Consider the following 15,018-nt stretch of genomic DNA (forward strand, 5'->3'; position numbering starts at 1 on the left):
GCATGGGGGCACCTAGAATTGTCCCCATGCCCGCTGGCGACTCCTTCTACATCACTACGCCCATCTACTACCCCTCCGATGTGCCGCACATCGGCCACGGGTACACGACGGTGGCCGTCGACACCCTCGCACGGTGGCACCGCCAGGCGGGCGACGACACCTGGATGCTGACGGGCACCGACGAGCACGGTCAGAAGATGCTGCGGGCCGCGGCCGCCAACGGCGTCACCCCGCAGGAGTGGGTCGACAAGCTCGTCAGCGAGAGCTGGTTCCCGCTGCTGAAGACCCTCGACGTCGCGAACGACGACTTCATCCGCACCACGCAGGAGCGGCATGAGACGAACGTGCAGACGTTCTTCCAGCGCCTGTACGACCGCGGGTACATCTACGCGGGAGAGTACGAGGCGCTCTACTGTGTGGGCTGCGAGGAGTTCAAGCCGGAATCGGAGATCGTCGACGGCACGGGTCCGTTCGAGGGGCTGAAGGTCTGCGCCATCCACTCGAAGCCGCTCGAGCTGCTGCAGGAGAAGAACTACTTCTTCAAGCTCAGCGAGTTCCAGGACCGCCTGCTCGAGCTCTACAAGACCGAGCCCGACTTCGTGCGGCCCGACTCGGCGCGCAACGAAGTCGTCTCGTTCGTGAGCCAGGGCCTCAAGGACCTCTCGATCTCCCGCTCGACCTTCGACTGGGGCATCCCGCTGCCGTGGGACGAGTCGCACGTCATCTACGTGTGGGTCGACGCGCTGCTCAACTACGCCACGGCCGTCGGCTATGGCTCCGACGAGGAGACCTTCGCGCGCCGCTGGCCCGCCTACCACGTGGTCGGCAAGGACATCCTGCGCTTCCACGCCGTCATCTGGCCCGCGCTGCTGATGGCGGCGGGGCTCGACGTCCCGAAGGGCGTGTTCGCGCACGGCTGGCTGCTCGTGGGCGGCGAGAAGATGTCGAAGTCGAAGCTCACGGGTATCGCGCCGACCGAGATCACCGACGTCTTCGGCTCCGACGCGTACCGCTTCTACTTCCTGTCCGCGATCGCGTTCGGTCAGGACGGCTCCTTCTCCTGGGAGGACCTCTCCGCCCGGTACCAGGCCGAGCTCGCGAACGGCTTCGGCAACCTCGCCTCGCGCACGACCGCGATGATCGAGAAGTACTTCGAGGGCATCGTGCCGCCGGCGGCCGCGTACACCGAGGCGGATCTCGCGATCCAGAAGATCGTGGCGGACGCCGCGACGAAGGCGGACGCCGCGATCGGCCAGTTCCGCATCGACGAGGCGATCTCCGCGATCTGGACCATCGTCGACGCGCTCAACGGGTACATCACCGAGAACGAGCCGTGGGCGCTCGCCCGCGACGAGGACCAGCGCGAGCGTCTGGGCACCGTGCTCTACACGTGCGCCGAGGGGCTGCGCGCGCTCGCCGTGCTGCTGTCGCCGGTGATGCCGCAGTCCACCGAGAAGCTGTGGATCGCCCTCGGCGCCGCGGAGACCCTCGGCCGCCTGCAGGACCAGCCGATCCGCGAGGCCGGCGCCTGGGGCGTGCTGAAGCCGGGCACGAGCGTCAACGGCCTCGCGCCGCTGTTCCCGCGCGTGGAGTCCACGGCCTGACATCCGGACAGGACACCATGGCGGAGACCTACGTGCGCGAGCGCTCGGGCGACGGGCGCAAGGATCGGACCTACCCGGCGGCCCCGGAACCCCTCGCCGTGCCCGTCTACGACAACCACGCGCACCTCGAGATCGCCGATGGCCCTTCGACAGGCTCAGGGACCCAGGGGCTTTCCCTCAAAGCCCAGCTCGACCGGGCGGAGGCGGTCGGCGTCATCGGGGTCGTGCAGGCGTCCGGAGACATCGAGTCGTCCCGCTGGGCGGTCGAGGCCGCCGCGTCCGATCCGCGGGTCCTCGCCGCGGTCGCCATCCACCCGAACGACGCCCCGACGTACGCGGAGGAGGGCCGTCTCGATGAGGCGCTCGGCGTGATCGACGAGCTCGCCGCGCATCCGCGCACGCGGGCGATCGGCGAGACCGGCCTCGACTTCTTCCGCACCGAGCCGGAGCGCCGCGCTCCGCAGTTCGCCTCCTTCGAGGCGCACATCGCGCTCGCCAAGAAGCACGGCATCGCGATGCAGATCCACGACCGGGATGCGCACGAGGCCGTGCTCGAGACGCTGACGCGGGTCGGCGCTCCCGAGCGCACCGTGTTCCACTGCTTCTCGGGGGACGAGGCGATGGCGCGGGTCTGCGCCGATGCCGGGTACTACCTCTCGTTCGCCGGGAACGTGACGTTCAAGAACGCGCAGAACCTGCGGGACGCGCTCAAGGTCACCCCGCGGGACCGCCTCCTCGTCGAGACGGACGCCCCGTTCCTCACGCCGGTCCCGCTGCGGGGCCGCCCGAACGCGCCGTACCTCGTGCCGATCACGGTGCGCTTCCTGGCCGCCGAGCTCGACCTGGACGTGGACGAGCTCTCCGCCCAGCTCGCCGAGAACACAGTGCGGGTCTACGGCTCGTTCGCCGACTGACCCTCCGGCTCGACGTCCTCCGGCCCCGTCTCGGCGACGGGCTTCGCGCTGACGATGTGCGAGATGGGCTTCCACACCAGCACCAGGGTGATCGCCGCCCCGCCGAACGCGAACCACCACGGCGCCGTCAGGCCCCAGGTCTGCGCGATGACGCCGCCGAGGGCCTGGCCGACGATCATGCCGCCGAACACGCCGACCATGTTGACCGAGGCCACGCGCCCCTGCAGGGACGCGGGGACGAGCCGCTGCCGGACGGTCGTGGAGATCGTGCCCCACACGAACGCGTACGCGCCGAAGAAGAACATGATGACGAGGGCGACCGTGCCCGTGGTGGTCAGCGCGAAGGCGAGGTGCATGAGCACTTCGAGCGAGAGCACGATGCGCATCAGAGTCGCGAAGGACACGTGCCGCTCCAGCCAGCCGAAGCTCAGCGTCGCGACGATGCCGCCCGCCGCGGACGCTGTGGTGAGGGCGCCGTAGCCCACGGGCCCCATCTGCAGGTGCTCGGTGGCGTAGAGCACGAGCACGCCCCACGGTGCGGCCCAGGTCACGTTGAAGACGAGGATGATGAGCACGAGCATCCGCACCGGCGGGTTGCGCCACAGCCAGCGCAGCCCCTCCGCGATGTCGGTGTGCACCGGCGGGTGGGTCTCGGTCTCCCGTGGCGGGACGGGGGTGCGCGCCATCCGGGAGATCAGGACGATCGCGAGCGTCACGCACAGGACTTCGACGAGGAACGGCCACGCGCTCCCGGCGGCGAAGAGGAAGGCGCCCAGCGGCGGTCCGGCGAACTGGTTCGCCACGAGATATCCCGCCTGCAGCCGTGCGTTGCCGATGCCGAGGTCGGCAGGCTTCACGAGCATCGGCAGCAACGTGCTCCCCGCGGTGTCGACGAAGACCTCCGCGGTGCCGTAGAGGAACGCGACGGTCAACACGATCCCGATGTTCGCCGTTCCCGTCACGAGGAACACGCAGAGGGCGGCGAGCACGACGGCGCGCACGGCGTTGGCGGTCATCACCAGGCGGCGCCGATCGAAGCGGTCGGCGATCGCCCCGGCGTGCAGGCCGAAGAGCAGCCACGGCAGGAACTGCAGGATGGCCCCGGAGGCCACGAGGATCGGCGACGACGTCATCGAAGCGATGAGCAGGGGAGCGGCGGCCAGCGCCACGCCGTCTCCGATGTTGCTCGTCCACGACGACGCGAGCAGCCAGCGGAAGTCCCTGCCCAGGCGCCGCGGAGCGATCAGTTCACCGAGGGAGGGCACCTCCGAAGGATAGCGATGATCACGGACACTGCCGAGGAACTCACCCAGGAACCCACCCAGGATCCGGGCACGGCCCGTCATCCGGGAGAATGGACCCATGACCGTCACGTTGCTCGGGGCCACCGAGATCCGCCGTCTGGCCGCCGAGCTCGATGTCACCCCCACCAAGAAGCTCGGGCAGAACTTCGTCGTCGACGCGAACACCGTCCGCAAGATCGTCCAGGCCGCCCGCGTGCAGCCGGGGGAGCGGGTGGTGGAGGTCGGACCGGGACTCGGGTCCCTGACCCTCGCGATCCTCGAGGCGGGGGCCGCGGTCACCGCCGTGGAGATCGACCGCCGCCTGGCCGCCCGCCTGCCGCAGACCGCGGCCGAGCACGGCGTGCCGGAGGGGATGCTGACGGTGGTCGACGCGGACGCCCTCCGCGTGACGGAGCTGCCGGGCGAGCCGACCGTCCTCGTCGCGAACCTGCCGTACAACGTGTCGGTGCCCGTCCTGCTGCACTTCCTGGAGACCTTCCCGTACCTGCAGCGGGGCGTCGTGATGGTGCAGGCCGAGGTGGCCGAGCGCCTGGCCGCGAAGCCCGGATCGAAGATCTACGGCTCGCCGAGCGTCAAGGCCGCCTGGTACGGCGAGTGGAAGCTCACCGGGAACGTCTCCCGGCAGGTCTTCTGGCCGGTGCCGAACGTGGACAGCCTCCTCGTCGGCTTCGACCGCTCCGAGGGGGAGCGCGGACCGGTGGAGGAGCGCCGACGCACCTTCGCGATCGTCGATGCGGCCTTCAACCAGCGCCGAAAGATGCTGCGGCAGGCCCTCTCCGGGGTCTTCGGCAGCTCCGCCGCGGCGATCGAGGTGCTGACCGCCGCCGGCGTCGCCCCGACGGCCCGCGGGGAGGACCTCACGGTCGACGACTACCAGCGGATCGCCCAGCACGCAACGGCGATCGAGGGTTCCGGCGTCAGCGGCTAATCTGGCACGGTGACCGACTCCCCCCGCTTCCGCCCCGATGTCCCCGAGCTGCACCGTCCGTACGCCGCCGACGAGGGCCGCTACGGACGGTTCGCCTACCGTCAGGTCGGCTCCTCCGGCCTGTACCTCCCCCCGATCTCGCTCGGGCTCTGGTGGAACTTCGGCGACAACATCCCGCTCGACAACCAGCGGGCGCTCCTGCGCCACGCGTTCGACCACGGGATCACGCACTTCGACCTGGCGAACAACTACGGCCCGCCGTACGGCTCCGCCGAGAAGAACTTCGGTCGCATCTTCGCGGAGGACCTGCGTCCGTACCGCGACGAGCTGATCATCTCGTCGAAGGCCGGCTGGGACATGTGGCCCGGCCCGTACGGCGACTACGCGAGCCGGAAGTACATCCTCGCGAGCGCGGAGCAGTCCCTCACGCGCATGGGGCTGGACTACGTCGACATCTTCTACTCGCACCGCGTCGACCCGGTCACCCCGATCGCCGAGACGGTCGGCGCTCTCGACACCCTGGTCCGCCAGGGCAAGGCGCTGTATGTCGGCATCTCCTCCTACAGCGCCGAGCGCACGGCCGAGGCCGTCGCCGTGGCGAAGGAGCTGGGGACGCCGCTCGTCATCCACCAGCCCGCGTACTCGATCCTCAACCGCTGGATCGAGGACGGCCTCACGCAGACCCTCGAGGAGTCGGGCCTCGGCGCCATCGCCTTCACCCCGCTCGCCCAGGGGCTGCTCACCGACAAGTACCTCGGTGACGGCACCGCCGAGCGCGCGCAGCAGCGCGGTTCGCTGCCGAAGGGCAAACTGACCGATGACGCCGTCCAGACGCTCCGCGCGCTGAACGAGGTCGCCCAGGGCAGGGGACAGTCGCTCGCACAGCTCGCCCTGCAGTGGACGCTGCGCACCCCGGTCGTCGCCTCGGCTCTCATCGGAGCGTCCCGCACGGAGCAGCTCGACGAGAACCTCGCGGCCCTGGACGGCCCCGCCTTCACCGACGAGGAGCTCCGCCGCATCGACGAGCTCGCCGGCGCCATCGACGTCAACCTGTGGGCGACCTCGTCGGACCTGTGATCCGCTCATGAGCCTCGCCGCGTCCTCCCGGTCCGTGCACGTGCGCGCGCCGGGGAAGATCAACGTCTACCTCGGGGTCGGCGGACGCCATGACGACGGCTATCACGCCCTCGCAACGGTCTTCCAGGCGGTGTCGCTCTACGAGGACGTGATCGCCAGGGAGGCCGACGACTTCTCCCTCACGGTGTCAGGCGTGGAGGACGACGGCTCGGTTCCGCTCGACGACCGGAACCTCGCGATGCGCGCGGCCAAGCTGCTGGCCATGGCGACCGATCATCCGGGCGGGGTGGCGCTGCGGATCCGCAAGAGCGTCCCCGTCGCGGGCGGCATGGGCGGCGGTTCCGCGGACGCGGCAGCCGCGCTGGTCGCGTGCGATGCCCTCTGGGGCACGGGACTCTCGGCTGCACGGCTGCACGATCTGGCCGCGCGGCTCGGCGCCGACGTGCCGTTCGCGCTGCACGGCGGCACCGCCGTCGGCACCGGCCGCGGCGATCAGCTGAATCCGGCCCTCGCCCGCGGCCGCTTCGATTGGCTGCTGGTGACCAGCGACGAGGGACTGTCCACCCCCGCCGTGTACACCCGGCTCGATGAGCTGCGCGAGGAGGAGGGCGCGCTCGCCGACGACCCGCCGCTCTCGCTCGACGTGCCGATCCCGGTGCTGCAGGCGCTGCGGACCGGAGATGCCTGGCAGCTCGCGGACGCGCTCCACAACGATCTCCAGGCGGCCGCGCTCGACCTGCGACCGGATCTCGCGCAGACCATCGAACGCGGGGTCGCGGCCGGTGCGCTGCACGGCCTCGTCTCGGGATCGGGGCCGACCGTGGCGCTGCTCTGCGCGGATCCCGAGTCCGCGCAGGCGGTGCAGACGGCTCTCCGCGAAGGCGGCCTCGATCCACTGCACGTGCACGGCGCCGTCCCCGGAGCCCGCATCATCGGCTGAGCCTTCCCGATCCGCCGTGTCCGGGACACGAGGGGTGTGCGCGCGGTCGAGGTGCATCCAGGTGTCATGGCAGACATAATGAAGTGGTCATGTGACCGTGCACACGCGAGGAGGCTGGATGTCCACCTCCTCCGAGCGTGCCCGCATGCCCAGCATCCGCGACGTCGCCCGCCTCGCCGGCGTCTCCCACCAGACGGTGTCCCGGGTGCTCAACGACCACCCCAGCATCCGCCCGGAGACCAAGGCGAAGGTCCTCGACGCGATCGCCGTCCTCGACTACCGCCCCAACCTCGCCGCCCGCGCGCTCGTGACGAGCAAGTCGAACATGCTCGGCATCCTCTCCGCGACGATCGGCGAGTTCGGACCGACGTCGTCCATCGCCGGCATCGAGGACGCGGCGCGGGAGGAGGGGTACTCCGTCTCCACGCTCAATCTCCCCGCGACCACGCCGGAGGCGATCGGCAACGCCGTGCGCCAGCTCGAGCGCGAGCAGGTCGACGGCATCGTGGTGCTCGCGCCGCAGGTGCGCGTCTTCCATGTCCTGCGCGGCATGAACGTCACGATGCCGTTCGTGACCCTGCAGACGGCCTCGGGATCGGACGGCGTGAGCCTCTCGGCTGACCAGGTGGCGGGGGCGAAGGCGGCCACGGAGCACCTGATCGCTCTGGGCCACAGCGACATCCTCCATCTCGCCGGCCCGCAGGACTGGATCGAGGCCGAGTCCCGGATGCGCGGGTACCTCGATGCGCTCCGCGACGCCGACCTTTCCACGTTCCCACCGATCCGCGGCGACTGGACGGCCGACTTCGGCTACTTCGCCGGCAAGGAGCTCTCGCTGCGGCGCGACTTCACGGCGGTGTTCGCGGCGAACGACCTCATGGCGATCGGGTTGCTCCACGGCTTCCGCGATGCCGGGCTGCGCGTGCCGCACGACGTGAGCGTGATCGGCTTCGACGACATCCCGGTCGCGGCGCACGTGGCGCCGACGCTCAGCACGGTGCATCAGGACTTCCCCGAGCTCGGCCGACGCGCCGTGCGCATCCTCCTCGCCGAGATCCGCGGTGAGAAGCCCCCCGCGTTCGGCCCTCTGCAGACCCTTCTGCGGGCGCGCGAATCCGCTGCATCACGGTAGCGACACGAAAACACGCCGCGGACTTGACACCGCTCCCGCGGAAGACGACGATATACCGATGTGAACGGTCACATCGAAGGTGACCGCACGTCGCGAGGAAGATCCGTGAGCACCACAGCAACGTTGCCGACCGTGTCAGGCCCGATCCTGGAGATGCGCCGCATCACCAAGGAGTTCCCGGGAGTCAAGGCGCTCGCCGACGTCTCGATCACCGTCCGCGCCGGTGAGATCCATGCGATCTGCGGCGAGAACGGCGCCGGGAAGTCGACGCTGATGAAGGTCCTCTCGGGGGTATATCCCTACGGGACCTACGACGGCGAGATCCTCCTGTACGGCCAGGAGCAGCGCTTCAAGGACATCGCTGCCAGCGAGCAGGCCGGCATCGTCATCATCCACCAGGAGCTCGCGCTCATCCCGGAGCTCTCGGTCACCGAGAACATCTTCCTCGGCAACGAGATCCGCCGCTTCGGGCGCATCGACTGGCAGGCACAGAAGGAGCGCACGATCGAGCTCCTCGCCCGCGTGGGGCTGGATGAGGACCCTGACGTCCCGATCAAGACGCTCGGCGTCGGCAAGCAGCAGCTCATCGAGATCGCCAAGGCGCTCAACAAGGACGTCAAGCTGCTCATCCTCGACGAGCCGACCGCGGCGCTCAACGAGAACGACTCGCAGCACCTCCTCGACCTGATCCTCGGGCTCAAGGCCAAGGGCATCGCGTCGATCATGATCAGTCACAAGCTCAACGAGATCGAGCAGATCGCCGACGAGATCACGATCATCCGCGATGGCCGTACGGTGGAGACGCTCGACATCTCCCGCGGCGAGATCAACGAGGACCGCATCATCCGCGGCATGGTCGGCCGATCGCTGGAGAGTCGCTACCCGGACCGCACGCCGGAGATCGGCGAGGTGTTCTTCGAGGTCAAGGACTGGTGGGTCCAGCATCCGACCGTGCCGGAGCGCATGGTCGTGAAGGGGTCGAGCATCAACGTCCGTCGTGGCGAGGTCGTCGGCATCGCCGGGCTCATGGGGGCCGGCCGTACCGAGCTGGCGATGAGCATCTTCGGCCGCTCCTACGGCACGTTCCTCTCCGGCACGATCGTGAAGGACGGACAGGAGATCGAGCTCCCCGACGTCGCCGCCGCCATCAAGCACGGGCTCGCCTACGTGAGCGAGGACCGCAAGGTGCTGGGCCTCAACCTCCTCGACACCATCAAGCGGTCCATCGTCGCGGCGAAGCTCTCCAAGATCGCGCACCATGGCGTCGTCGACTCCCGCGAGGAGTTCTCGGTGGCGGAGCGGTACCGCAAGGCGCTGCGCATCAAGACCCCGTCGGTGGAGGAGGGCGTCGGCAAGCTGTCCGGCGGCAACCAGCAGAAGGTCGTCCTGGCGAAGTGGATGTTCACCGACCCCGACCTGCTGATCCTCGACGAGCCCACCCGCGGCATCGACGTCGGCGCCAAGTACGAGATCTACGCGATCATCAACGAGCTCGCCGCGCAGGGCAAGGGCGTGATCGTCATCTCCAGCGAGCTGCCCGAGCTGCTCGGCATCTCCGACCGCATCTACACCGTGTTCGAAGGCCGGGTCACCGACTGCATCCCGGCCGACCAGGCGACCCCCGAAGACCTCATGCGCAGCATGACCTCCGCGACCCAGAAAGCAACCGCATGACCACCGACTCGACCACCGCGAAGCGCGGCTTCCACTTCAAGGACATCACGAAGATGTTCGGGGGAGGGCAGTCGACCCTCCGTCAGTTCGGCATCCTCGGCAGCCTCGTCGTCATCCTCGTCGTCTTCCAGGTGCTGACGTGGATCTTCAAGGGCACCGGACTGACGCTGTCCTCCGGGAACCTCATCAACGTCGTCAACCAGTACTCGTACATCCTGATCCTGGCGATCGGCATGGTGATGGTCATCATCATGGGGCACATCGACCTCTCGGTCGGATCGGTCGCCGCGTTCACGGGCATCGTCGTGGCGAAGGCCATGCAGGACTGGAACCTCCCCTGGCCGCTGGGCATCCTCCTCGGTCTCGGTGTCGGCGTGCTCGTCGGTGCCTGGCAGGGGTTCTGGGTCGCCTACGTCGGGGTGCCGGCGTTCATCGTGACGCTGGCCGGCATGCTGTTCTTCCGCGGTGCGAACCAGGCGGTGGGTGACTCTCAGTCCGTGCCCGTGCCGGAGGGCTTCAAGATCATCGGTGCCGGCTACCTGCCGGAGATCGCCCTGCCCCTGCCGTTCAACATCCCGACCATGCTGCTGGCGCTCGCCGGTGTCGCATGGATCGTGTTCTGGGAGATCCGCACCCGGCGCATCCAGCGCAAGATGGGCTCCGACATGGCGCCCATCTGGGTGAGCGTGACGAAGGTCGTCCTCATCTCGGCCGTCATCCTCATCGCCGGCTGGCTGTTCGCCACGGGGCGCGAGGGCACGAGCTTTCCGATCTCGGGCGTCATCCTCCTCGCCCTCGTCATCCTCTACTCGTTCATCACGAACAACACCGTTTTCGGCCGCCACATCTACGCGGTCGGCGGCAACCGCCAGGCCGCGCGCCTCTCGGGCGTGAAGGACCGTTGGGTGGACTTCTTCGTGATGATGAACATGTCGGTCCTGGCCTCGCTCGCCGGCATGATCTACGTCGCGAGGGCGACCGCCTCGGGCCCGCAGGACGGCAACGGCTGGGAGCTCGACGCGATCGCCTCCGTCTTCATCGGCGGCGCGGCCGTCTCCGGCGGCATCGGCACGGTGATCGGGTCGATCATCGGTGGTCTGGTGATGGCGTTCCTGAACAACGGCCTCGCGCTGCTCGGCGCCGGTGCTGACGTGGTCTCGATGATCAAGGGCCTCGTGCTGCTGTTCGCCGTCGGCGTCGACGTGTGGAACAAGCAGCAGGGTCGTCCGTCGATCACCGGCTTCCTCACGCGCCGTCTCGGCCGCAAGCAGGACCCGGCCACCGACACGTTCGATCCCACGAAGACCAACTACCCCACCAGTCAGAAGTACGAAGCCCCCGCCGTCGAGGAGACGCGCGGATAGTAAGGGCCACGTCGCGCAACGCAGGCGCGGCGGGACCTGCACACACCAGAGAAAGAGATCACATGAAGAAGATCCTTCTGTCGGCGACAGCGCTTGTCGTCGCGGGCGCATTCGCCCTCACCGGCTGCTCCTCGGAGCGCGGCGGTGGGGACTCGGGTTCGGGGTCGGGCGAGGAGACCGCCTCGGGCTTCGACGCCGGCTCCACGATCGGTGTCGCTCTGCCCGACAAGACCTCGGAGAACTGGGTCCTGGCCGGTCAGCTGTTCACCGACGGCCTGGAGAAGGCCGGTTTCAAGGCGGACGTGCAGTACGCGCCCGCCAGCAACACGGTCGCCGAGCAGCAGAACCAGATCCAGGCGATGGTCACCGGTGGCGCCAAGGTCATCATCATCGGTGCCAAGGACGGCAAGCAGCTCACCACGCAGGTGGAGGCCGCCCGCGACGCGGGTGTCGCGGTCATCGCCTACGACCGTCTCATCGAGAACACCGACGCCGTGGACTACTACGTCGCCTTCGACAACTTCGAGGTCGGCAAGCTCCAGGGCCAGGCGCTGCTCGACGGCCTCGCCGAGCGCGCGGGTCACGAGGCGCCGTATAACATCGAGCTGTTCTCGGGCTCGCCGGACGACGCCAACTCGGCGGTGTTCTTCAACGGGGCGATGGAGGTGCTGCAGCCGAAGATCGACGACGGCACGCTGAACGTCGTCTCCGGGCAGACCGAGATCTCCCAGACGGCGACCGAGGGCTGGAAGCCGGAGAACGCACAGCGTCGCATGGACTCGATCCTCACGTCGAGCTACGGCTCGGAGACGCTCGACGGCGTCCTGTCCCCGAACGACACCCTCGCCCGCGCCATCATCACCTCGGCGCAGCAGGCAGGCAAGCCCGTCCCGGTGGTCACCGGTCAGGACTCCGAGGTCGAGTCGGTGAAGTCGATCATGGAGGGCGTGCAGTACTCCACGATCAACAAGGACACCACGCTGCTCGTGGAGCAGGCCATCAAGATGGTCGGTCAGCTCCAGAAGGGCGACGAGGTCGACGTCAACGACACCGACCAGTACGACAACGGCAAGAAGGTCGTCCCGGCCTACCTGCTCCCGCCGGTCATCGTGACCAAGGAGAACGCGGCCGAGGCGTACGCCAACGTTCCGAGCCTCCTCGAGATCGTGAAGTCGTACGAGTAAGCAGAAGCGAGACCGTCCTCGTTCACCGCGAACGTCGGACACGACGAGCCGTCCGGACCTTCGGGTCCGGGCGGCTCGTCGCCGTTGTCAGGGCTCAGCCTCGCGGCGTCAGCTGCCGGAGTGCCTTCTTCGCGTGATCAGGGCAAGAAGGAGGGCACAGGCCGACAGGGTCACGGCGACCGCGACGGGGGAGAGCGGACCGGCTCCGCTGGCGAGCGTCCAGCCGCCCCAGGCCGGACCGATCACGGCACCGAGGTTCAGGGCGGCGGTCGCGTAGGACCCTCCCATCGTCGGGGCGGCGGAGGCGGCGTACAGGACGCGGGTGATCAAGGTGCTTCCCACGCCGAACGAGGCCATGCCCTGCACGAAGACGAGAACCAGCAGCGCGACCGGCTGATCCGCGACCGTCGCCAGGACGATCCAGCCGCCCAGGAGCAGCGGTCCACCGACGGCGAGCAACGCGCCCGAGTGCCGATCAGCGTATCGACCGGCGATGGTCACGCCGAGGAACGAGCCGAGACCGAACAAGACGAGCGCGACCGAGACCGCAGCGTCGGGCAGACCGGCGATCTCGGTGACGATCGGCGCCAGGAACGTGAAGACCGCGAAGGTCCCCGCGTTCACCAGCGCCGCCAGGATCATCGCGAGGGCGAGCGGCGGCGTCACCAGGAGGGCGATTTCCGCGCGCAGGGACGGTGCCTTCCTGCCGGGCGGCGCCGGGGCCGGGGCTGCTCCAAATGTCGACCGGGGCTGCCCATGCGTCGCGCCCCGGATCGTCGTCGGCACTCCACGGAGGATCCCGAGGAGCGCGGGGAGACAGAGCAGCGCGACGGCGGCGAAGGTGGCCCGCCAGCTCAATGCGCTGCCGAGCACCGCCCCCGCAGGGACGCCGACGACGGTGGCGATGGTCGTCCCCGAGAGCACAACCGCGAGGGCGCGTCCCGTGCGTTCGCGGGGGACGAGGAGAGTCACCGTACGCAGAGCGACGGCGAGGAACCCGGCGTTCGCGAGGGCGCTGAGCACGCGCATGACGAGGAGGAGCTCGAAGGCAGACGTCACCGCGGCGACGACATGGCACGCGGCGAAGAGCGCCAGGCAGGCGATGAGCGTGCGACGCGGCGGCCACTCGCGCGCGAACGCGGCCATGGCGGGCGCGCCCACGACCATGCCGACGGCGAAGGCCGAGGTGAGGAGACCGGCCGTGCCGACCGGGACGTGGAGGTCGTCCGCGATCGCGGGGAGGAGTCCAGCGAGCATGAACTCCGAGGTGCCCATGACGAAGACCGCCAGGGCAAGGGCATAGAGGGGGAAAGGCATCGAGTGCTCCGAGGTGAGAGGGAAGAGGAGGGCTTCTCGTCACCACGGTCAGCGCCCGGGTCACCGGCGCGCGCCCGCCGACAGGGCGGACGAAGGGATCAGCGGTTCACGGGGCTGACGGTGTGACCGGCAGCCCCCGACCTGTCTGATTCGGGGCTCGACATGCCCTCCACCCTAGGGCTGGTCAGTGAGCCGGCGCGATCACGGGCGAAGACCACGGGGGATCCTCGGCGAAGGTCACGGTGTGCGGAGGCGGCGGTCGGTCGATGTAGCTCCGGCCGGTGGGGCTCGTCCACTCCAGAACGCCGCCCGGCCCCTGCTCGACGTGCCACGGAGAGTGGTGTTTGAGCATGTGATGTCGTCGACAGAAGGTCGCGAGGTTGTCGTGCACGGTCTCTCCGCCGAGCGCCGCATCGTGATTGTGATCGAGGTCGCACTTCCGCGGCGCGAGGCTGCAGCCGGGGAAGCGGCAGCATTGATCGCGGGCCCGCAGGTGCCGGCGGAGGTCTTCGCTCGGGCGATACCGGTCGACGGCCAGCAGCGCCCCGCTGATCGGGTGGGTGAGCACCCGGTCCCATCCGCTCGCCGCGCCGGCCAGTCGGCGGGCCGTGGCCGGATCGATCGGGATCACCCCGTCGAGCTCGGCGGCGAGGATCGGAGTGCCGCCCGTGGTCCCTTCCTGCTCGCCGTGCATCAGGGTCAGCACCGGCACGGTGACCTCGACGCGCGCTCGAAGTTCCGAGAGCAGTCCTTCTTCCGAGTCATGTCCCGCCGGAGCGCCCGTCAGGACGAGGTCGGCGAGCAGGTCCGCGCGCAGCTGATCCACGGTCCTGTCGTCGGGGATGCTCTCCTCCGCCTCCCGACGCTGTGCTCGCGCGTTCTCCTCCCGCACGGCATGCGTCATCTGGGAGAGCCGGTCGAACATGCCGTGCACGAGGGCCGCAGGGCCGCGCGCACCGAGTTCGGCCATGCCGTCCTCGAGGTCGGTCACCCAGACGCGGCGCAGCTCCCTGGCGTCGCGGTGTCGCTCGACGAGCGTCCGCTCCTGGAGCCGGTCGGCCAGTCGGCGCACGAGCCGGCGTATCCGGTTCGGAGACTCCGCAGCGGCCACCTCGATCGCCTCCGTCGCGAAACGCGAGCGGTCGTCCGGGTCATCGAGATGAGCGCCCACCTCCACGATCAGCCGCGCGTGCGCGGCGCTGACGCGCCCGGCGCCCTGGGCCTCCCAGACGGCCGGGAACCGCTCGACCAGCCAGGACGCCTCGGACATCCGCCGCTCGATCGTGCGGTCGCTGACGCGCTGCGCGGCCCCGATCTCCGCGGCGACCGTGCGGATCGCCATGTCGCCGCCGTCCGGATGACGCGCCTGCCGAGCGATGTCGACCGCAAGTCGCCCCGCCATCGCGAGCAGTCCGTCGCGGGCAGCCTGCATGCTGCTCAGCGTCTTCTCCGCCGCTTCCAGCCCCTCCACCAGATCGGCGAGCATCGCCATCTGGGAGTCGGTCGCGTCGAGCAGTGCGGGCATGACGTCAGTCCATCACCGACCACTGGCATTCGAACGAAGATACGAAGGAATCTGG

Annotated in this window: 12 protein-coding genes; 9 read left to right on the top strand and 3 right to left on the bottom strand. The window is 69.2% G+C overall.

Going from position 1 to position 15,018, the window contains the following annotated elements:
• Positions 1-26: 26 nt before the first annotated feature.
• Both metG and ACIGJI_RS12445 read left to right on the top strand, forming a co-directional pair.
• The gene (gene metG / locus ACIGJI_RS12440; RefSeq protein WP_363447065.1) at positions 27-1,604 is read left to right on the top strand and encodes a methionine--tRNA ligase; all 1,578 of its coding nucleotides are present in this window, start codon (positions 27-29) and stop codon (positions 1,602-1,604) included.
• Between the two features lie 17 nt (positions 1,605-1,621).
• On the top strand, positions 1,622-2,518 hold the full coding sequence (locus ACIGJI_RS12445; protein WP_363447063.1) for a TatD family hydrolase: 897 nt from the start codon (positions 1,622-1,624) through the stop codon (positions 2,516-2,518).
• On the opposite strand, the gene ACIGJI_RS12450 is transcribed toward ACIGJI_RS12445, so the two are convergent.
• Complete coding sequence (locus tag ACIGJI_RS12450) at positions 2,497-3,783, bottom strand: MFS transporter (protein ID WP_363447061.1); 1,287 nt, start codon at positions 3,781-3,783, stop codon at positions 2,497-2,499. The two genes, ACIGJI_RS12445 and ACIGJI_RS12450, sit on opposite strands and share 22 nt — an antisense overlap.
• A gap of 97 nt (positions 3,784-3,880) precedes the next feature.
• On the opposite strand from ACIGJI_RS12450, the gene rsmA reads away from it, so the two are divergent.
• The 7 genes from rsmA (at position 3,881) to ACIGJI_RS12485 (ending at position 12,121) form a co-directional block, all read left to right on the top strand.
• On the top strand, positions 3,881-4,750 hold the full coding sequence (gene rsmA / locus ACIGJI_RS12455) for a 16S rRNA (adenine(1518)-N(6)/adenine(1519)-N(6))-dimethyltransferase RsmA (protein ID WP_363447059.1): 870 nt from the start codon (positions 3,881-3,883) through the stop codon (positions 4,748-4,750).
• A 9-nt stretch (positions 4,751-4,759) separates the two neighbouring features.
• Positions 4,760-5,827 carry an L-glyceraldehyde 3-phosphate reductase gene (gene mgrA / locus ACIGJI_RS12460; RefSeq protein WP_187661993.1) on the top strand — a complete coding sequence of 356 codons (1,068 nt, stop codon included), beginning with the start codon at positions 4,760-4,762 and terminating at the stop codon, positions 5,825-5,827.
• Between the two features lie 7 nt (positions 5,828-5,834).
• Entirely contained in the window at positions 5,835-6,767 is a 933-nt protein-coding gene (locus tag ACIGJI_RS12465) for a 4-(cytidine 5'-diphospho)-2-C-methyl-D-erythritol kinase (RefSeq protein WP_268776809.1), read from the top strand.
• A 118-nt stretch (positions 6,768-6,885) separates the two neighbouring features.
• Complete coding sequence (locus tag ACIGJI_RS12470; protein ID WP_187661980.1) at positions 6,886-7,899, top strand: LacI family DNA-binding transcriptional regulator; 1,014 nt, start codon at positions 6,886-6,888, stop codon at positions 7,897-7,899.
• Between the two features lie 153 nt (positions 7,900-8,052).
• Positions 8,053-9,573 (top strand): multiple monosaccharide ABC transporter ATP-binding protein, encoded by a 1,521-nt coding sequence (gene mmsA, locus ACIGJI_RS12475; protein WP_327036724.1) that lies wholly within the window; start codon positions 8,053-8,055, stop codon positions 9,571-9,573.
• Complete coding sequence (mmsB, locus tag ACIGJI_RS12480) at positions 9,570-10,937, top strand: multiple monosaccharide ABC transporter permease (protein ID WP_187661979.1); 1,368 nt, start codon at positions 9,570-9,572, stop codon at positions 10,935-10,937. The genes mmsA and mmsB overlap by 4 nt, the downstream gene beginning before the upstream one ends.
• Positions 10,938-10,999: 62 nt before the next feature.
• The gene (locus ACIGJI_RS12485) at positions 11,000-12,121 is read left to right on the top strand and encodes a sugar-binding protein (RefSeq protein WP_187661978.1); all 1,122 of its coding nucleotides are present in this window, start codon (positions 11,000-11,002) and stop codon (positions 12,119-12,121) included.
• Between the two features lie 108 nt (positions 12,122-12,229).
• Here ACIGJI_RS12485 and ACIGJI_RS12490 read toward each other — a convergent pair whose 3' ends face one another.
• Positions 12,230-13,438 carry a Cmx/CmrA family chloramphenicol efflux MFS transporter gene (locus ACIGJI_RS12490; RefSeq protein ID WP_363447057.1) on the bottom strand — a complete coding sequence of 403 codons (1,209 nt, stop codon included), beginning with the start codon at positions 13,436-13,438 and terminating at the stop codon, positions 12,230-12,232.
• Between the two features lie 184 nt (positions 13,439-13,622).
• Positions 13,623-14,963 (bottom strand): DUF222 domain-containing protein, encoded by a 1,341-nt coding sequence (locus tag ACIGJI_RS12495; protein WP_366243980.1) that lies wholly within the window; start codon positions 14,961-14,963, stop codon positions 13,623-13,625.
• Between the last annotated feature and the right edge of the window lie 55 nt (positions 14,964-15,018).

This window comes from Microbacterium sp. NPDC064978 (genome assembly GCF_044543605.1).
Lineage (GTDB): Bacteria > Actinomycetota > Actinomycetes > Actinomycetales > Microbacteriaceae > Microbacterium > Microbacterium meiriae.

What these genes read in the sequence shown, in the direction of transcription:
- ACIGJI_RS12470 (WP_187661980.1), top strand. Translation starts at nt 6,886, where the DNA reads ATGTCCACCTCCTCCGAGCGTGCCCGCATGCCCAGCATCCGCGACGTC.
- mmsA (WP_327036724.1), top strand. Translation starts at nt 8,053, where the DNA reads ATGCGCCGCATCACCAAGGAGTTCCCGGGAGTCAAGGCGCTCGCCGAC.
- ACIGJI_RS12445 (WP_363447063.1), top strand. Translation starts at nt 1,622, where the DNA reads ATGGCGGAGACCTACGTGCGCGAGCGCTCGGGCGACGGGCGCAAGGAT.
- ACIGJI_RS12490 (WP_363447057.1), bottom strand. Translation starts at nt 13,438, where the DNA reads ATGCCTTTCCCCCTCTATGCCCTTGCCCTGGCGGTCTTCGTCATGGGC.
- ACIGJI_RS12465 (WP_268776809.1), top strand. Translation starts at nt 5,835, where the DNA reads ATGAGCCTCGCCGCGTCCTCCCGGTCCGTGCACGTGCGCGCGCCGGGG.
- ACIGJI_RS12495 (WP_366243980.1), bottom strand. Translation starts at nt 14,963, where the DNA reads ATGCCCGCACTGCTCGACGCGACCGACTCCCAGATGGCGATGCTCGCC.
- mmsB (WP_187661979.1), top strand. Translation starts at nt 9,570, where the DNA reads ATGACCACCGACTCGACCACCGCGAAGCGCGGCTTCCACTTCAAGGAC.
- rsmA (WP_363447059.1), top strand. Translation starts at nt 3,881, where the DNA reads ATGACCGTCACGTTGCTCGGGGCCACCGAGATCCGCCGTCTGGCCGCC.
- ACIGJI_RS12485 (WP_187661978.1), top strand. Translation starts at nt 11,000, where the DNA reads ATGAAGAAGATCCTTCTGTCGGCGACAGCGCTTGTCGTCGCGGGCGCA.
- metG (WP_363447065.1), top strand. Translation starts at nt 27, where the DNA reads ATGCCCGCTGGCGACTCCTTCTACATCACTACGCCCATCTACTACCCC.